13 protein-coding genes are annotated in these 18,887 nt (G+C 68.5%); 5 read left to right on the top strand and 8 right to left on the bottom strand.

Annotation, left to right across the window (positions count from 1 at the left end):
• Positions 1-43: 43 nt before the first annotated feature.
• Positions 44-787, top strand: coding sequence for a FadR/GntR family transcriptional regulator (locus OHA70_RS22095; RefSeq protein ID WP_328320566.1), 744 nt, complete (start codon positions 44-46; stop codon positions 785-787).
• Positions 788-810: 23 nt separating this feature from the next.
• Positions 811-1,524 (top strand): cache domain-containing protein, encoded by a 714-nt coding sequence (locus OHA70_RS22090; protein ID WP_328320564.1) that lies wholly within the window; start codon positions 811-813, stop codon positions 1,522-1,524.
• On the opposite strand, the gene OHA70_RS22085 is transcribed toward OHA70_RS22090, so the two are convergent.
• Positions 1,511-2,206, bottom strand: coding sequence for a glycoside hydrolase family 12 protein (locus tag OHA70_RS22085; RefSeq protein WP_328320562.1), 696 nt, complete (start codon positions 2,204-2,206; stop codon positions 1,511-1,513). The two genes, OHA70_RS22090 and OHA70_RS22085, sit on opposite strands and share 14 nt — an antisense overlap.
• Positions 2,207-2,440: 234 nt before the next feature.
• Between OHA70_RS22085 and OHA70_RS22080 the strand changes: the two genes are divergently transcribed.
• Positions 2,441-3,469 (top strand): LacI family DNA-binding transcriptional regulator, encoded by a 1,029-nt coding sequence (locus OHA70_RS22080; protein ID WP_328335182.1) that lies wholly within the window; start codon positions 2,441-2,443, stop codon positions 3,467-3,469.
• Here the strand turns inward: OHA70_RS22080 and OHA70_RS22075 are convergent.
• Genes OHA70_RS22075 through OHA70_RS22055 form a run of 5 tightly spaced genes read right to left on the bottom strand, consistent with a single transcriptional unit; the run spans position 3,448 to position 11,206 of the window.
• Positions 3,448-5,394, bottom strand: coding sequence for a beta-galactosidase (locus tag OHA70_RS22075; protein WP_328320560.1), 1,947 nt, complete (start codon positions 5,392-5,394; stop codon positions 3,448-3,450). The genes OHA70_RS22080 and OHA70_RS22075 overlap by 22 nt on opposite strands.
• Positions 5,391-7,583 carry a WD40/YVTN/BNR-like repeat-containing protein gene (locus tag OHA70_RS22070; protein ID WP_328320558.1) on the bottom strand — a complete coding sequence of 731 codons (2,193 nt, stop codon included), beginning with the start codon at positions 7,581-7,583 and terminating at the stop codon, positions 5,391-5,393. Before OHA70_RS22070 ends, OHA70_RS22075 begins: the two co-directional genes overlap by 4 nt.
• Before the next feature lie 38 nt (positions 7,584-7,621).
• On the bottom strand, positions 7,622-8,584 hold the full coding sequence (locus tag OHA70_RS22065) for a carbohydrate ABC transporter permease (protein ID WP_328320556.1): 963 nt from the start codon (positions 8,582-8,584) through the stop codon (positions 7,622-7,624).
• Positions 8,581-9,555, bottom strand: coding sequence for an ABC transporter permease (locus OHA70_RS22060; RefSeq protein ID WP_328320554.1), 975 nt, complete (start codon positions 9,553-9,555; stop codon positions 8,581-8,583). Before OHA70_RS22060 ends, OHA70_RS22065 begins: the two co-directional genes overlap by 4 nt.
• Complete coding sequence (locus tag OHA70_RS22055) at positions 9,539-11,206, bottom strand: extracellular solute-binding protein (protein WP_328320552.1); 1,668 nt, start codon at positions 11,204-11,206, stop codon at positions 9,539-9,541. The genes OHA70_RS22060 and OHA70_RS22055 overlap by 17 nt, the downstream gene beginning before the upstream one ends.
• A gap of 154 nt (positions 11,207-11,360) precedes the next feature.
• Between OHA70_RS22055 and OHA70_RS22050 the strand changes: the two genes are divergently transcribed.
• Together OHA70_RS22050 and OHA70_RS22045 are read left to right on the top strand one after the other, a co-directional pair.
• Entirely contained in the window at positions 11,361-12,566 is a 1,206-nt protein-coding gene (locus tag OHA70_RS22050) for an ROK family protein (protein WP_328320550.1), read from the top strand.
• Positions 12,567-12,726: 160 nt separating this feature from the next.
• Positions 12,727-15,561: a glycoside hydrolase family 3 C-terminal domain-containing protein gene (locus OHA70_RS22045; RefSeq protein ID WP_328320548.1), complete on the top strand. Its 2,835-nt coding sequence runs from the start codon at positions 12,727-12,729 to the stop codon at positions 15,559-15,561.
• Here the strand turns inward: OHA70_RS22045 and yicI are convergent.
• Together yicI and OHA70_RS22035 are read right to left on the bottom strand one after the other, a co-directional pair.
• On the bottom strand, positions 15,545-17,770 hold the full coding sequence (gene yicI / locus OHA70_RS22040) for an alpha-xylosidase (RefSeq protein WP_328320546.1): 2,226 nt from the start codon (positions 17,768-17,770) through the stop codon (positions 15,545-15,547). The two genes, OHA70_RS22045 and yicI, sit on opposite strands and share 17 nt — an antisense overlap.
• On the bottom strand, positions 17,771-18,799 hold the full coding sequence (locus OHA70_RS22035) for a LacI family DNA-binding transcriptional regulator (protein ID WP_328320544.1): 1,029 nt from the start codon (positions 18,797-18,799) through the stop codon (positions 17,771-17,773).
• Between the last annotated feature and the right edge of the window lie 88 nt (positions 18,800-18,887).

Here is an 18,887-nt window from a genome sequence, read left to right as displayed (position 1 = left end):
TACTCCGGAAACGTGTCGGAGCTGTTGCTGGAAGGGGGCGGATGTGGCGCTGCGGTTCTACGGGAGTGGGGCGGCGGCGGTGTTCGCGCCGCTGGAGTCGCTGAGCCGGTCCGAGCTGGTCGCCCGGCGGCTGACCGACGCGATCGCCCTCGGCCTGCTGCCCGATGCCGAACAGCTTCCCGGCGAGGCCGACCTGGCCGGCATCTTCGGCGTCTCCACCACCACCATCCGTGAAGCCCTGTCCTCACTGCGGTTGCGCGGCCTGATCGACACCCGCCGCGGCCGTGGCGGCGGTAGCTTCGTTCGTGCCCAGCAGACGATCTCCACCGAGATCGTCCGCGACCGCCTGGACGAGCTGAGCCTCGCCGACCTCCGCGACCTCGGCGACCACTACTCCGCCATCGCCGGTACCGCCGCCCGCCTCGCCGCTGAGCGCGCGACCCCCGAGGACGTCGACCGGCTGACCGGGGTCTGCGACGCGCTGGAGCATGCCGAGGGCGCCGGCGCCCGGCGTCGGGCCGACGCGCAGTTCCACATCGAAGTTGCCGCGACGGCGCAATCAACCCGGCTCTACCGGGCCGAGGTCAGCCTGCAGGCAGAGGTCGGAACCCTGCTCTGGCTGGCTTTCGGCGACGACGACAGTCACCGGCTGACCGTGCAGAGCTGCCGCGAAGTGGTTGCCGCGATCGACCGTGGTGACAGCGCGGCCGCCCGAGCCGCGGCCGAGGAACGGGTGGCGGACTCGACGACACGACTGATCGACCTCAGACTGACCTTGGAAGACTGACCGTGAAGCGTGGAGGACGGACCGTGAGCGAACAGGTGACGGAACCCGTCGCGCCCGGCATCGCGGCCATCCAGCAACTGGTCGGCACAGTGGCCGGCGAGGCGTTCGGCCTGGCCACCCGGATCGCCGACGAGGTGACGGAGGTCTTCAACGAGCGGGAGGCGGTACGGCGTACCGATCTCGCGGGCGTCGGCGCGATGGTGCTCCCGGCCCTGGCCGATCCAGAAGGACGGATCCAGGGCGCGGGGTATGTCGCGGCCGTGGATGCGCTGGCCGATTCCCGCTGGTGGCTCGAGTGGTTCATGCTGCGCAACGGCTCACCTGAACGGCTCATCGTCGACACCGATCCACGCGGCGAGAACTTCTACGACTACGAGTCCCTGCCCTGGTACGACGTACCGCGGAACACCAGCCGCCGGCACATCACCGGCCCGTACGTCGACTACCTCTGCACCGACGACTACACGCTGACCTTCACCGTGCCGGTACTCGTCGGCGGCCGGTTCACCGGGGTGGCGGGAGCAGACCTCAAGGTCTTCGCGTTCGAGAAGGCAGTCCTGCCCCGGCTCCGGGCGAGCAATCACACGATGGCGATCGTCAACGCCCAGGGCCGGGTCGTCCTCTCCAACAGCGCCCGCCACGTCAGCGGCACTCTCCTGCGCAGTCCGGACAGCACCTCCTACCCGATCGGCGACCTGCCACTCGCGCTGGTCGACCTACCGGTCAGGAAAAGCTGACCGAGTAACTGTTGGTGGTGAAATTCAGGCCGCCGCTGGACGACGTGATCTCGAAGCCGAATTGCACCTCGTTCATCGTCGCGTCACCGATCCAGCCCTTGTTCTTGATCCAGTTCATCACCGCTTTGATGTCGACCGTGCCGGAATTCGTATTGCCGGTCCGGACGAACGAGAAGACCTGGTTGGAGCCGTTGGTCCCTTTGTAGATGTTCCAGCTGTGGCCACCGACCGACGCCGAGGTCTGCTGGCTGCCGATCGGGCCGACCGAGCCCTGCTTGTTCATCCAGAGCATGATCTCGTAGGCGTTGCCGCCGGCCCAGATGTCGTACGCCGAGGTGTAGGCCCCGCTGCCCGGCCGGCTGACGTTGAAGCTGCTGGTCAGGCTGCCGAGCGCGCTGATCTTCTTGCCGACGTTGCGGGCCGAGTGCGGATACGCCTTGACCCCACCGGTGTTCGGGTGGTTCGCCGTGACTCCCCAGTTGGAGTACGAGTTCGCCCAGATCGACTGGGACCCGGCCCCGCCGCCCCAGACATCGTTGCGCACCGTGTAGCCACCGTTGGACCAGCTGCCGAACTTGTCGCTCGACGACCAGGCGGCCGCGCTCGCCGGCAGTACCGACAGCGCCGTGACCGCGAGCAGCGTCACCAGCGCCACCGCCGCCGACTTCATCCCTCTGATCATGTTCATCCCTTTCCAAAAGGCAGGGGAAACGGAATTCCGGATACCGGGCGTCGAATTCGAATCGAATTCGACGAATGCAATGAATTCCAATTGCCCGGCGAATGCCAGAACTATCTCAGTGCATCCGGTCCAGGTCAACGGCCATTTCGGTCTTGACAAACAAGACCGCTCACTCGATTCTGTACCTGAAAATCGAAGCGCTTCGATCCGAAGCCCTGATCCCCGGAGGCAGCCATCGTCACGATCGCCGACGTCGCGCGGCACGCAGGCGTCGCGGCCAGCACGGTGTCGTATGTCCTCAGCGGCAAGCGGTCGATCTCCAGTGAGACCCGCGACCGGGTCCAGGACAGCGTCCGGGCGCTGGGCTACCGGCCGAACGCCAGTGCCCGGGCGCTCGCCTCGAACCGGTCGAACGTACTCGCCCTGGTGATTCCGCTCAGGGCCGGCATGCACGTGCCGGTGCTGATGCAGTTCGCCACCGCCGTGGTCACCACCGCCCGCCGGTACGACCACGATGTCCTGCTGCTCACCGCCGACGAAGGCCGCTCGGGGCTCGAGCGGGTCTCGCAGAGTGCGCTCGTCGATGCCCTGGTGGTGATGGACGTCGAGTTGCACGACGAACGCGTCCCGCTGCTGCGGGAGCTGCCGATGCCGTCCGTGCTGATCGGGATCCCGGCCGACACCGACGGCCTCACCTGTATCGACCTGGACTTCTTCGCCGCCGCCGAGCAGTGTGTGGACCACCTGACCGATCTCGGCCATCGCAGCATCGCCTTGCTGGGCACGCCTTCGGCCGTCTACGAACGGCAGACGGGCTTCGCCGCGCGGACCCTGGCCGGCTTCCAGGCCGCGACCGAGCGGCGAGGTGTCGTCGGCATCGAGACACCCTGTGAGCCCGCCTTCGACGCGGTGCTCGACACTGTCGAAGACCTGCTCCACGAGCACCCGGGGATCACCGGTCTGGTCGTCCAGAACGAGCCGATCATCGGACCGCTGCTCGACGTACTGCGGCTGCTCGGCCGCCGGGTGCCCGAGGACATGTCGCTGATGGCGATCTGCGCCGACGACGTGGCCGAGCGGCACGTGCCCAACCTGTCCTCTGTCACGCTGCCCGCCGACGACATCGGCCAGCGAGCGGTCGAGATGCTGATCGCCAAGCTCGAAGGCAGCCAGACCGAGGCGGTGACGCTGGTGCCCGCGCAACTCGTCGCCCGCGCGAGCACCAGCGCCGCCCCCGACGTTCACGCCCGTACCACTGCCTGACCCCCGGCAGCGAGCGTCAACGGGCTCACGACCTGGGTGCCGGACAGCAATTCGTACCCCTCGATCGGCAGCTCGACCGCCACGTCCGAGTGGTTGATCAGAATCGTCCAGATGCTCTCGCCGGCCCGGCGGCGGACCAGCTCCACCCCCTCGGGCAGCTCTGGTCGTTCGATCCCTGTGTCCCGGATCACCTGCTCCACAAGGGATGCATAGGCCTCGTCCTCGAGCTGGGTCGACACATACCAGGCCACGCCTTCGCCGTACTCGTTCCTGGTGATCGCCGGCGAACCGTCGAGCACCCCGCCGGAGTACCGGTCGACTGCCTCGGCGCCGGCCAGGTCGACCTGCTCACTCCACACCCGGCCCTGGCCACCGGAACGAAGACGGACCTCGTCGACCGGGGAGAACTCCTCGACCCTGATCCCGAGAACCTCGCTGAACGCCCCGGGGTAGCCACCGAGCCGGACCTGCGCGTCCTCGTTCACGATGCCGCTGAAGTAGGTGACAAGCAGTCGCCCACCGCCCTCGACATAGCGGGCGATCGACTCCGCGGCCTGATCCGACACGAGATAGAGACTGGGTACGACCACCAGCCGGTACGCCGAAAGGTCGGCGTCCGGGGCGGCCAGGTCGACGCCGATCCCAGCGGCCCAGAACTGCCGATGCGCCGCTTGCACGGCCGCCAGGTAGTCCAGGTCGGACGACGGCAGATGAGTCGACTGCATGACCCACCACGCCTCGGCGTCCCACAGGATCGCGACCTCGGCCTCCACCGCGCTGCCCTCGAACTCAGCGAGCCGCGGCAACGAAGCGCCGAACTCGGCGATCTCCCGGAACCGCCGTGATTCGCCGCCCGCGTGCGGCACCATCGCGGAGTGGAACATCTCCGCCCCGCCTCGCGAAGCGCGCCACTGGAAGAACAGTGCGCCACGCGACCCGCGGGCCAGATGGGACAGGGAGTGCCGCGCCATCCGGCCGGGCTCTTTCGTGTGCAGCCGGTGGCCGTCGTTCACGGTGCCGGCCGCCTGCTCCATCAACAGCCACGAGCGTCCACCCGCCCACGAGCGGGCCAGGTCCGCGCCGAACGCGGTCTGCTCCTCGGCGCCGAGACCGGCACTGCCGGGATAATGGTCGATCGCGACCAGATCCACCTCTGCGGCCCAGCGCGCATGATTGACCGGCACCCAGCCGCCGAAGACGAAGTTGGTGGTGATCGGAGTCTGCGGCGACAGCGACCGCAAGATCGCCTTCAGCTCCCGGAAAGCGCTGAGCAGTTCGTCCGACCAGAACCGCCGGAAGTCCAGCGCCTGGGTGGGATTGACCAGGTACTGCGTGGCGCGTGGCGGCTGGATCTCGTCCCATCCGGAGTACCCCTGACTCCAGAAGGCGGTGGTCCAAGCGGCGTTCAGCCGGTCCAGGTCGCCGTACCGCTCCTGCAACCACACCCGGAACGCGGCTGCGGCGTGGTCGCAGTAGCAGCTGGTCCCGTATTCGTTGTGTACATGCCACATCGCCAGCGCCGGATGCTCCGAGTACCGCTCCGCCAGCACGCGAGCGATCCCGGCCGCCGCCTCCCGGTACGCCGGCGCACAGGCGCAGTACGTGTCTCTGCTCCCGTGAGTCAGCCGAGTGCCGTCCGCCCTCACCGGCAGGGCGTCGGGATGGCGCAAGCTGAACCACGGTGGCGGAGAGGCTGTCGGAGTGGCCAGGTCGACCTGGATCCCACCGTCGTGCAGCAGGTCCATCACCTGGTCGAGCCACCCGAACTCGTACCGCCCCGGCTCGGGTTCGAGGCTGGACCAGGCGAAGACGCCGACCGTCACCAGGTTCACGCCGGCCTGGCGCATCAGGGCGACGTCTTCCTTCCAGACCTCCGGTGACCATTGCTCCGGGTTGTAGTCCCCGCCGAAGTAGAGCGCCGTCATACAGGTTCTCCATAAGGGATTCCGAGGCCGTTGGTGGACAGGTAAACCCGCCCGAACACTCTCGGGTCCCCGGCGATCGCATCGTTGGTGGACGCGTACTGATGCCGGTCGTCGTTCACCCGCACCCACCGGCGGCCGCTGTCGTCGGACCGGAAGATTCCCCGGACGCCGTCGACCTTGCCGGAGGTGAAGACGGCCATCTCCGTCCGGCCCCGCGCCGCCTTGCCGAACCCCACCGTCACGGCCTCCTCGATCGTGGTCAGCCGTTGATAGCTGAGCCCTTGGTCCACCGAGCGATACAGTCCGCTCGCGCCGGCCGCGAGCCAGCAGTGCCCGTTCCGGTCCAGCACGGTCTCGAGCTTGCCACCCCCGATCGGCAGTCCTGTTGCCGACGGCAAGAAAGTCACACCGCCGTCGAGACTCCGGTACGCCGTACCGGTGGCGCCGTCGAAGGCGTAGAACAACCCCGGACTCACCCGGTCGGCGACCATCGCCACCTGGTTGGGCAATCCGGTCACCGCGGTCCAGGTCGCGCCACGGTCACGCGAGTAGTGCGGCGGCACGTCACCGGGCACCCAGACGATCGTGCGTGCGTCCGTACCGACGACGATCTTGCCAGGCTGGGTGGAGCCGCTGGGCTCCCCCGCGAACGGCTGCCAACTGATCCCGGCATCAGTGGAGTAGGCCCCGCGCTGCAGGCTGCCGCCGTACGCGACCCTGACGACGAATCCCTCGGCCTTCGCCGCGTAGTCGAGACTCGGCGAGGAACCGCTGACGGGGTTGGCCGCCTGCCCATCGGGCGGTACCACGTCCAGCCGGTCGTGCCGGTAGACGCCGATGTCGCCGAGGGCGCTGATCAACGGCGGCCCCCAGGGCGGGCTGATCAGGTCGAGTACGGCGGTCTCTTCCAGCCCCTGTGCCCGGACCGACCAGTGGGTGCTGCGGCCGGCCTCGGCGTTCGTCACGTCGTCGGTGCCGAAGATGGTCGCGCCGGTGACGTACATGACCTTGCCGGAGTCGAACGGGTCGATCGAGATGTCCCCGATCATCCAGCCCAGCTTGGGGTTCGTCCCGTGGAAGTTGAGGTACGGCGCTCCCGACGTGTCGAGCACGATCTTCGCGCCGATCGAGTGCCAGGTCGCTCCCCCGTCGACAGTCCGGAAGACGTCGTCGACCGGACCCCAGCGGCTCATCGTGGAGACCATCACCGTGCCGGGGTTGCGCGCGTCGATCGCCAGCCCCGCATACCCGAAGCCCGCTTCACCGCCGGTGTTGGGCCGCAGCGGCGTGATGTCGGTCCAGACACCGGTAGCGGTGTCGACCTTGTGGACAGCACCGTTGTACATCTCGTACGGCCCGGGCAGATCGCCATACGTCACATAGAGGGTTCCGTCGGACGCCAGCTCGCCATGGTGGGGCAACAAGCCGGTCGGCTGGCCCGGTACCGGCGACCAGCTCGCACCACCGTCCGTACTGCGCCACAAGGGATTCGCCCGATCGGTCGAGCCCACGTAGATGGTCTGCGTCGGACGGCCCCGCCGGGACCTCCGTGGATCGAAGAGGACGAAGCCGAGTCCGATGCCCGCCATCCCGGTCGTCGGGAAAGAGTCCACCCGTGACCAGGTCTCGCCGCGATCGGTACTCCGCCACAGGCCCTGGTTGCGCGTACCGAAGTACAGGACGCGGCCGTCGCGTGGGTCGACCGCCAGCCGCTCACCCATCGAACGGCCGGGCTCGTTGCCGCCCAGCTTGAACGGCAGATCGGTACGCCGGAACGTGCGGCCCTGGTCCGTCGAGCGAAGGATGGCCCCGTTGATCGGCGACCACTCGTTGGTATAGGTGCCGACGGCAAGGTAGAGCCGCGACGGGTCCTGCGGGTCGAGGGCCAGGCTCTCGACGCCGGTGAGACTCCAGTCCTCGATCCCGACCCACTCGAGCAACTGGACCCACCGCTGGGTCCGCTGGTCCAGCCGGGCGGCGCCGCCGATGTCGGTCCGGGCGTAGACCAGTCCGCGCCGGCCGGGGTGATGGATGATGCCGGTGACGAAACCACCCCCGACGATCTCGACGTTGCGCCACCGGTACCGTCCGGACGACCCCGGCACCGCCGAAGCCGACTGTGGCAACGCGGCGACCGCGACGGCCGCACCGGCGCCCAGCCCCAGGAAGTGCCTACGCTGAAGCGTCATCTCACTCCTTCTGTCAGAAGTCTTGGAAACAAGGGGTTTCAGCCCTTGACCGCGCCGATGATGACGCCCTTGGTGAAGTGCTTCTGGATGAACGGGTAGATCACCAGCACCGGCGCGACCGCGATCACGACGATCGCCATCTTGATCGCCAGGCTCGGCGCCGCAGCCAGGCCCAGGCCCGCCTGCGAGGTGACCCCACCAGCTCCGGTCGGCAGCACCTGTGCCTGCACGATGTAGGTCCGCAGCACCATCTGCAGCGGCCACTTGTTGTTGTCGTTGAGGTAGAGCATCGCGTTGAAGAAGGCGTTCCAGTAGCCGACCGCGTAGAACAGGCCGACCACCGCGACCACCGCACGGGACAGCGGCAGCACGATCCGGCTCAGCACGGCGAACTCACCGGCGCCGTCGATCCTGGCGCTGTCGATCAGCTCGCCCGGGATCCCCATGAAGAAGGACCGCATGACGATCAGGTTGAACGCCGACACGGCCGTCGGCAGGATCAGTGAGCCGTAGCTGTCGATCAGTCCCAGCGAGTTGACCAGCAGGTAGCTGGGAATGATGCCGGGCCCGAACAGGAAGGTCAGCAAGACGATGAACAGCAACGGCCGGTGCAGCAGCGATCCGGGCCGCGACAGCCCGTACGCCGCGAGCACGGTGATCGCCAGGCTGAAGAACGTGCCGATGGCCGTGATCGCGGTACTGATCAACAGCGCGCGAGTGACCACGCCCCCGGACAGCAGTTGCACGTAGGCGGCGATCGTGAGCTCGCGCGGCACCACGACCAGGCCACCGGCCCGTGTGACCGCTTCGGTGGTGGACAGACTCGTCACCACGACGACGTACAGCGGAAAGGCGACCAGCAGGACGACGATCGCCAGGACGACCGGTTTGCTCAGCCGTCCGAAGAAGGTGGGTTCTTCCTCCCAGACCGGGCGGCCGGTCTCCTCCTCCGGGCGGGACCGCGCGCGGCGGCGCGGCAGGGCGACAGGTTGGGTGGTCATGATCGCGAATACACTCCCTGCTCGCCGATGAGGTGGGCGAATCGGTTGGCCAGCAGGACCAGGACGAGTCCGACCAGTCCCTTGAACAGGCCCGCGGCGGCGCCGTAGCCGAAGTCCCCGACCAGCAGGCCCTGGTAGTACACGTAGGTGTCGAGTACTTCGGCGGCGCCGCCGCCGACCGCGCTGCGTTGCAGGATGAACTGCTCGAAGCCGACGGTCAGCGCGTCACCGAGCCGGAGGATGAGCAGCAGCACGATCACCGGCCGCAGCCCCGGCAAGGTGATGTGCCAGAGCCTGCGCCAGCGGTTGGCGCCGTCGGCGGCGGCCGCTTCGTACAGGGCCGGGTTGATCGTGCTCAGCGCGGCGAGGAACACGATCATTCCCCAGCCGGCGTCCTTCCAGATGGACTGTGCGGTCACCAGGACGATGAAACTGTCCGGCTTCGTCATCAGGTCGACGGCGTTGTAGCCGTGCGTCCGCAGCGTCTGCGCGAGCAGCCCGGCCCCACCGATCATCTGCTGGAACAGCGAGACCACCAGCACCCACGAGAAGAAGTGCGGCAGGTAGACGACGCCTTGGACGATGGTCCGCAGCCGGGCCGACAGCACGCTGTTGAGCAGCAGGGCCAGGAAGATCGGGATCGGGAAGTAGAACACCAGCTGGAAGGCCGTGATCGACAGCGTGTTCAGCAACGCCGACCAGAACGCGGGCTCGGAGAACATCCGGCTGAAGTTGGCGAACCCGACGAACTCGCTGCCCCGGATTCCCGTGTACGGCGAGTAGTCCTGGAAGGCGATCACGTTGCCCAGCGTCGGGAAATAGTGGAAGACGCCGAGCAGCACGATCACCGGCGCGACCATCACCAGCAGCGGCCAGTCCCGCCGCAACCGGTGCCGCCAGCTCGCACCGCCGGGCTTCACCTTCGCCTTCCGGACGGCCGGCCGGCGCGGCGGACTACCGACCGTTGTCACTGAGAACCTTGGCGTAGAAGTCGCGCCCCGCGTCGCCGCCGTTGGTCTGCCACTCCTTGACCGCGACCTTGAGTTCGCTGACCGGGCGGCGGCCCCGGTAGATGTCCTGCAGCTTGTCGTCGAACGGCTGGTTCAGCGCTGCCATCTTGGTCGGCTGCTCGACCCGGATACCCTCGAACAGGTTCTTCTCGCGGTGCTTGGCCGCGTCGTTCTCCCACTTGCTGAGCGCCTCGACGTAGCCGGGGTACTCGCTCTGGGTGATCGCGCTCGGCCGGCCGCCGAGGAAGATGTACGTGCTGGCCACCTCCTTCTGGCCCAGCGCGGTCAGCTTGGGCGCCCCGGAGCTCTGCCGGGTGTAGTGCTTGCCCTCGACCCCGTAGTTGTAGAGCTGGTTCTCCTCGGTGCCGAACGGCGCGGCCGTGTAGTTCAGGACGCCGAGCAACTCCGCGATCCGGTCCTTGCCCAGGCCCTTCTTCACGAACGTGAAGATGGCGGCCGGGTCGCCGCTCCAGACGATCGGTGTCCCGCCGTCATGGGCGAACGGCGCGACCGCCTGCATGTCGAACTTGGGGTTGAGCGCCGACTGCCGCTGCAGCGACTCGCTCCAGGCACCGATGCCGTCCTGGCGGACGACCAGCTGACCGCCCTCGAACAGCGGCTTCTGGTCGACCGCCGCATTGCCGACGACGGTCGGGTGCACATAGCCCGACTGGAACACCTTGCGGACGAAGGCGACCGCTTCCTCGAACTCCGGCGTCTCCACCTTGTTCACGAGCTTGCCGGTCGAGTCCTTGCGCCAGCCTCCTGGCACCCCGAAGGCTCGCTGGACCTCGTCGGTGATCGAGCCGAACGCCCACCGGTTGGCCTTCGCGTCGGTCAGCTGCTTGCCCAGGGCCAGCAGATCGTCAGCGGTCTTCGGCGGGGCAGCACCGACCTGATCGAAGATGTCCTTGCGGTAGAACAGCGCCCACGGGAAGCCGTCGGACGGGAACGGAACCGCCTTCAGCTGGGAGTTCCAGACGCCGTACGCCCAGGCCCTGGTCGGCAGGTTCGCGAGCATCGGGTACGCCGCGGCCTTGTCACCAGCAAGGTACGGCGTCAAATCCTCGAACAACTTGTCCGCCGCCTGCGCGAACCGGGTCAGGCCGGAGATGTTCCAGCCGGGCACGCAGAGCAGCTCCGGGACGTTGCCGGAGGCCAGCAGCGGGCCGAGCTTGTCGCCGTAGTCGTTGCCGCTCAGGATGTTGAACCGGACCGGCGCCCCGATCCGCTCGTTGTTCGCGTCGAAGTACGAGTTGCTGCCGAGCCCGGGCGGCAACGGCGCCCACAGCGGGGTCATCGCCGACACCTCCTTGCCGCTCTTCACCGCCTTGTCGGGCACCGCCCGCACCAGTTCGGTGGGGTACTTCGTGAACCCGGGCGAGGCGCCGTTCTCACCGGGCAGGTCGGGCTTGACCGAGTCGTAGGCGACGTACTTCGGCAGCAACCCGCCGAGCTTGTCCTCGGTCTCGGCCCGGCCGTTCACCGAGCTCCCCTTGCTGTCGGACGAGCAGCCGGTCAGCGTCACCCCACCGGCCGCGACCGCGGTGCCGGCGCCGAGCAGGGACAGGAAAGTACGGCGGTTGGTCGAGCCGCTCCCGGATCCGATCACGATGAATTCTCCTTGCGACTGGGAACGGGAGGCCGTCCCGGAGTAGAGTTAGTTGGGCTGGTAGCCAAACAAATTAGCTCACGACGGATACCGCCACAAGGTGTAGAACTGAGCCAGGGCGGTGCCGCCCCAACCGAGCCGAACGGGACAGACCTTGACGAATCAGACCGCGGACCACACCGATGTCCGGGCCGCCAACCTGGCCGTGGTGCTCGGATTCCTGCGCGCCAACTCCCCCTGTTCGCGCGCGGCCATCGCGGCCGGGACCGGCCTGAACAAGGCGACCGTGACCAGCATCGTCGGCGATCTGATCGACCGGCGGCTGGCCCGGGAGACGCAGCAGACCCAGAACCACGTCGGCCGGCCGGCCACGCTGCTGGTCCTCGACGGTTCGGCCTACGCCGCGATCGGGATGGAGATCAGCGCCCGCGGCCTGACGGCGATCGCGTACGACTCGGCCGGCGGGCAGTTGCTTCGCTGGCACCGGACCGGACCGGGGGCCGGCGCGGGTCCGGCCAAGGCCATCGCAGCGCTGGCCGCCTTGGCCCGGCGAGCGATCGCCGCCGTGCACGCGTCCGGACGCGACGTCCTCGGCCTCACGGTCGGAGTACCCGGCCTGGTCAACCGCGACGGTGTCGTCGTCCTGGCCGCCGGCCTGGGTTGGCGTGATCTCGAACTGCGCAAGGATCTGGTGGCGGCGCTCGGCCGGCCGGCCTTCCCCGTACTGGTCGAGAACGACGCCAACCTCGGCGCCCTGGCCGAGCATCGCTACGGGCCGTACGCGGGCAGCGCCAACCTCATCCTGCTGTCCGGTGAGACCGGGGTGGGCGCCGGAGTGATCTGCGACGGGCGGCCACTGCGTGGCAACCTCGGCTACGTCGGCGAGATCGGGCACCTGCGGCTCAAGCCGGACGGACCGCTGTGCGGCTGCGGCCGGCACGGTTGCCTCGAGGCCGTCGCCGGCATCCCCGCGATCCTCGCCCGGCTCGAGCCGGGCGACCTGCCCGATGCCGACCCGCAGGCCCGGACGGAGCAACTGGTCAGACGGGCCGAAGCCGGCGAGACGGCCACGATCGACGCGCTCGCCGAGGTGGGGACATTGCTCGGCCAGAGCGTCTGCGGGCTGGCGAACATCCTCAATCCGGAGCTCGTCATCCTCGGCGGCTCCTACGCCGCACTCGGCCGCTGGCTGGTACCGGCCGTCGAGAAGGAGCTGATCGACGGCACCCTGGCCCCTGAGGCGGGTGGCTGCCGGGTGGTCGCCTCGGCCTTCGGCCACGAGGCGACGTCGATCGGCGCCGTCGCCCGCTCCCTCGACCAGCTCGACTCCGGGCGGCTGCCGGTCGTCCATTCCGGCTGAGATCTTGACCGTCCGCGTGGAGGGTGCGACCCTCTGTGTCAATCCATCGAAGCGCTTCGATGCCCATCGGAGCCCGCACCAGTCTTCCGACGCATAGTCGAAGCGCTTCGACACCACTCCCGTCGGCAGACGGCCGAACGCATCCCGGAGCCCGATCCCGATGAGCAATCCGCCGCCACGCTCACCCCTTCCGCCGTTCCGCGATCCGGCCAGGAAGTTGCCGGAGCGGATCGGCGATCTGCTCGACCGGCTGACTCCGGCCGAGAAACTCGGCCTGCTGCACCAGCATCAGGCGGCCGTACCCCGGCTGGGGCTCGAGTCCTTCCGGACCGGTACGGAGGCCCTGCACGGGGTCGCCTGGCTCGGCCCGGCGACGGTCTTCCCGCAGGCCGTCGGTCTGGCCGCCAGCTGGAATCCCGAACTGGTCCGAGCCGTCGGCTCAGCGGTCGGCGACGAGGTCCGCAGCTTCCATCACGAGAATCCGGCCGGTGTCGGCCTGAACGTCTGGGCTCCGGTCGTGAACCCACTGCGCGACCCACGCTGGGGGCGCAACGAGGAGGGCTACTCGGAGGATCCGTGGCTCACCGGCGTACTGGCCGTCGCCTACGGGCGGGGCCTGACCGGTGACGTCGAGGGGACGCTCAAGACCGCGCCGACGCTCAAGCATTTCCTTGCCTACAACAACGAGACGGACCGCTGCACGACCTCGAGCAACCTGCCGCCGCGCGTTCTGCACGACTACGAACTACCGGCCTTCCGCGCGCCGATCGAGGCCGGCGCGGCGGTCGCGATGATGCCGTCGTACAACCTGGTGAACGGCCGTCCGGCCCATCTGAGCCCGCTGATCAACGAGCTGGTCCGGACCTGGACCGAGGACGACCTCCTGGTCGTCAGCGACGCGGGCGCCCCGGCGAACCTGGTCGAATTGCAGCGGTACTTCGATGACAAACCATCGGCGTACGCCGCGATGCTCAGAGCAGGCGTCGACAGCATCACGCAGGACGACAGCGACGCGGGTCCGTCGATCCAGCTCCTGACCGACGCACTGGCCCAAGGCAAGCTGAGCGAAGCGGACATCGACCTGGCGGCCCGGCACGCACTGGCGATCCGGTTCCGGCTGGGCGAGTTCGATCCGGTCGAGCTGAATCCGTACGGCTCCCCCGCGGCGGACGTCGTCGGCTGCCCGGTGCACCGCCAACTGGCCCAGAATGCTGCGCGGCAGTCCATCGTGCTGCTCAAACACGAATGTCAGGTACTGCCGCTGAATGCCGAGACCACAAAGCGGGTCGCGGTCGTCGGACCGCTTGCTGACACCCTGTACGAGGACTGGTACTCGGGCACACTCCCCTACCAGGTCACGGCTCGCGCCGGCCTGGTCGAACGGCTCGGCGCCGACGCGGTCGACTACTGCGAAGGCGTCGACCGAGTCGAACTGCGAACGAGTGGCGGCTGCCTGGGCGCCGGCCAGGACAAGTCGGTCAGGATCGGCGATACCGGTGCATTCGACCTCTTCGACTGGGGCGGCGACTCCTGGACCCTGCGCTCGGTCGAGAGCGGCTCCTACGTCACGGTGACCGACACCGGCTCGCTCGTTGCCGATCACCCCGGCCCGAGCACCTGGGAGGTCAAGGAGACGTTCGAGCTCCTCCCCACCGGCGAGAACACCTCCGTACTCCGGCATCGCAACAGCGGCCGCTTTGTCGAACTGACGGACGGCGAGGCCATGGCGACCGCCGACGACCTGGCCGCGGCGACCGTGTTCGAGGTCGTCACGCTCGTCGACGGCGCCGCCCGGGCGGCCGAGCTGGCGGCTGCCGCGGACGTCACCATCGTTGTCGTGGGCAACCATCCGCTGGTGAACGGCCGGGAGACCGAGGACCGGGCCGACCTGGAACTGCCGGCCGCTCAGGACCGGCTGGTCCGCGCCGTACACGCGGCCAACCCGCGAACGGTGCTGGTGATGTCGAGCAGCTACCCGTTCGCCGTCGAGTGGGCCGATCAGCACCTGCCCGCACTGCTCTGGTCGTCCCACGGCGGGCAGGAGTACGGCCGGGCGCTCGCGGACGTGCTGTTCGGCGACTCGGACCCGGCCGGCCGGCTACCGCAGACGTGGTACCGATCGGCTGCCGACCTGCCGGATCTCCTCGACTACGACATCGTCGCCACCGACTCGACGTACCTGTACTTCCGCGGCCGCCCGCTCTATCCGTTCGGGCACGGCCTGAGCTACACGACCTTCACGTACTCCGAGCTGCGGTTGAGCTCGGCCTCCGTACCGGCCGACGGTGAGCTTCTGGTGAGCCTCACCGTCAAGAACTCCGGCGCGCGGGCCGGTCGCGAGATCGTCCAGCTCTACACCCATCAGCAACGGTCCCGTGCCAAGCAGCCGCTGCGCCAGTTGCGTGACTTCCAGCAGGTCGCGCTGGACGCCGGGGAGAGCATCGAGGTGCAGTTCCGGCTCCAGGCCACCGACCTCGGCTTCTGGGACGTCACCCGGAACCGGCGGTGCGTGGAGACGGCCCGGCACAGTGTGCTGATCGGGAGGTCCGCCACGGACACCCGCCTCACTGGATCCTTCGACGTCGCTGGAGAGTCGATCCCGCCGCGGGCGATCTTCACGGCACCCGTCGCGGCGACGGCCTTCGACGAGTACTGCTCGATGACGATGACCGACACCACACCGGAGTACGGCGATGCCGTCCGTTCGCTGGAGGCCGGTGCCTGGCTCGCCTTCGAGGACGTCGATCTGGGCGACGGCGCCACCCGCTGCATCGCCCAGGTCTCCTCCGAACTGGAGGAAGGCACGATCGACCTGCGGCTGGACGACCCGCTGCACGGTCTGCTCCTCGGCACTGTGCAGGTTCCGACGACCGGCGATCGTCACACCTGGATAGACAGCGACACCCCACTCGCTGCCGCGAGCGGGGTGCACACTCTCTATGCGGTGTTCTCCACCGCCGACATCGCGCTCGAGAGCCTCACTTTCGAACGGTGACGGTGAACCGCTCGCACGTCCCCTCGACGACGCGGGCGGTCGCCTCGCCACCTGCCAGGGTCAGCTCGATCACCGCGTCCGTCTCCCCGTTCGGCCCGGGGAGACGGACGCGAGTCGTTTGCCCTTCGGTGGGGACGTACCAGCGCAGCTCGACACCGTCGGCCCAGTCGTAGTCCGGGCGGTCGTCGACGGCGCCGATCGCGATCACGGCGCCTTCACGGACAAGTACCGGCAGGCTGTCGAAGCCGTGCGTCTGGGTGACCCAGCGGCTCCCGGCCAACTGCTCGCCGGTCAGCAGGTGGGTCCAGGTGCCTTCGGGCAGGTAGAAGCGGACCTCGCCGTCCTTGCTCATCACCGGTGCGACCAGCAGGTCGGGCCCGAGCATGTACTGCCGCTCGAGGTAGGCGACGCCGGGATCGGCCGGGAACTCCAGCACCATCGGCCGCATCATCGGCGTACCGTCGGTATGGGCCTCCTCGGCGACCCTCGCCAGGTAGGGCATCAGCGACATCTTCAGCTTGGTGAAACGGCGCAGTACGTCGACCGCCTCCTCGTCGAACGCCCACGGCACCCGGTACGACCCCGAGCCGTGCAGTCTCGAGTGTGACGACAACAGCCCGAACGGCACCCAGCGCTTGAAGACCGCCGCATCCGGCGTTCCTTCGAAGCCGCCGATGTCGTGACTCCAGTAGCCGAAACCCGAAGCAGCCAAGGACAATCCGCCGCGCAGCGACTCCGCCATCGCCTCGAAGGTCGACTCGCAGTCGCCGCCCCAGTGCACCGGGAACTGCTGTCCGCCGACGGTCGCGGACCGGGCGAACAGGACGGCATCGCCTTCGCCGCGGTTGTCCTCCAGCAGCCCGAAGACCGCCTCGTTGTAGAGGTACGGGTAGTAGTTGTGCATCCGCTCCGGATCGGAGCCGTCGAACCAGACCACGTCCTCGGTCGGGATCCGCTCGCCGAAGTCCGTCTTGAAACAGTCCACGCCGAGGTCGATCAGCACCTGCAGCTTGGACCGGAACCACGCGGTCGCGGCGGGGTTCGTGAAGTCGACGATCGCCATCCCGGCCTGCCACAGGTCCCACTGCCAGACCGAGCCGTCGGGGCGCTTGAGCAGGTAGCCGAGCTGCCGTCCCTCCTCGAACAGGACGGACCGCTGCGCGATGTACGGGTTGATCCACAGGCTGATCCGCAGGCCGCGCTCCTTCAGCCGGCGCAGCATGCCGGCCGGATCCGGGAACGCGACCGGGTCCCAGACGAAGTCGCACCAGTGGAACTGGCGCATCCAGAAGCAGTCGAAGTGGAAGACGCTGAGCGGCAGGTCCCGCGACGCCATCCCGGCGACGAAGCCGCTCGTCGTCTCCTCGGTGTAGTCGGTGGTGAACGAGGTCGACAACCACAGCCCCATCGACCACGCGGGCACCCGGGCGGGACGTCCGGTGAGGGCCGTGTAGCGGCGCAGTACGTCCTTGGGCTCCGGCCCGCTGATGACGTAGTAGCTCAGCTCCTGCCCTTCGACACTGAACTGGTTTTGCGCCACCACCTCCGAACCGACCTCGAAGGACACCTTCGCCGGGGTGTCCACCAGTACGCCGTACCCGGCGCTGGTCAGGTAGAACGGGACGTTCTTGTACGCCTGCTCGCTCGACGTACCGCCGTCCGCGTTCCAGATGTCGACCACCTGGCCGTTCTTCACCAGCGGGCCGAACCGCTCACCCAGCCCGTAGACGGTCTCGCCCACCCCGAGGGCGAGCTGCTCGTGCAGGAAGTGCCGGCCGGCGGCGTCGGTGATCAGTCCGATGCTGCGCGCCGAGGATCCGGTCAGCACCTTGCCGTCTCGCTCGAAGCGCAGGTCCCAGGGACCGTCGAGCCGGAGTACGGCGGTGAGGTCGCCGCTGGTCAGCCGGGCCACCTCGTCGTCCACCTCGATCTTGACCGGATGACCGTCGTCGGTGCTCAGCCCGAACGCGGGCCGGGGCGGTACTCCCCCGCTGTGATGCTCGATCCGGACGCCGATCACGCCGGCCGCGGGCGAGCTGACGGTGACGGTGAAGAGGGGCTGGTTCAGCGTGTCCCCACGGCCGATGATCGGCTTCGCGGGCGCATAGGCGACCAGTGACCGCTCGGTGGTCTCGACGCTCTCGACCGCGGCCGGGCGCAGCCGGGTCAGGCCGGGGCGAAGCTGCCAATAGCCGTCTGTGAACTTCATCTACTGCCTCTTGTTTCTTCTCGATTCGGCGCTGGTTCCCCGGACCTCAAGCACGCAGGGCAACAACTCTTCGTACGTCGAGGTGGCGCCGTCGGCCAGGCGCCGGAGCAGGACCCTGGTCGCGGCTGCCCCGACCGCCGCGCCCGGCGACGTCATCGCGGTGAGGGCCGGGCTGGCCAGATCGGCGACGGCCGCGGACGTCACCATCGACACCACCGACACGTCCCAGGGCACGTCGAGCGCCGCCTCGCGCAGCTCGGCCAGGATCCCGAGGGCAGCGTTCTCGTTCATCACCAGGACGCCGGTCAGCTGCGGACACTGCTCGCGGGCCGTACCGATCGCGCGCCTGCCACCACTGGCGGTGTCCTCACTCGGCACCATCACGCCGGTGATCCCGTGCCGGACCAGCGCGGCGTCGAACGCGGCGGCGGTCCGTTTCGCCGGCCCGTAACCGCCGGCCAGACTGGCTTCCGAATGGTTGACATAGGCAATCGTCCGGTGGCCGAGCCCGACCAGGTGCGCGACCGCGTCGTCGACGGTCTGCTCGAAGTCGATGTCCACGCAGGCGAGCCCGTTGGTGTCCGTCGTCCGGCCGATCAGCACGAACGGCGACTCCAGCTTGCGCAGCAGCTCGACCCGCCGGTCCTCCAGCTGGACCTCCATCACCAGGAAGCCGTCGAGCAGCCGCTGGGTCGCGAGGGTCTGCAACTCGTCCGCGTCGTCACTGCCGACCGGACACAGCATCAGGTGGTACCCGGCCTCGCGCGCCGCCTCGGTCGCCCCGGTGACGAAGGCCGTCTCGGTCGCTCCCAGCCCACGCCCGGTGAGCGGCAGCAGCAACCCGACGATGTTGCTCCGCCGGCTGGCCAACCCACGCGCCATCGCATTCGGCTGATACCCCAGCTCAGCCATCGCCTTGAGCACCCGATCCCGGGTCGCCTCGGAGATCGGCCGCGTCCCGGTGAGCACATAGGACACCGTGCTGACCGACACCCCGGCACGCCGCGCGACATCCGTCATCGTCGCCATCTGACTCCTGGTCATCCCCCCGTCGAAACGCTTCGACGAAGCGTTTCGACAAAAGGTAGGTCAGGACCCCCGGGCCGTCAACAGTTCA

The sequence above is a fragment of the Kribbella sp. NBC_00382 genome (assembly GCF_036067295.1).
Classification (GTDB): Bacteria; Actinomycetota; Actinomycetes; order Propionibacteriales; family Kribbellaceae; genus Kribbella.
This window is presented reverse-complemented; position numbering and strand designations above follow the sequence as displayed.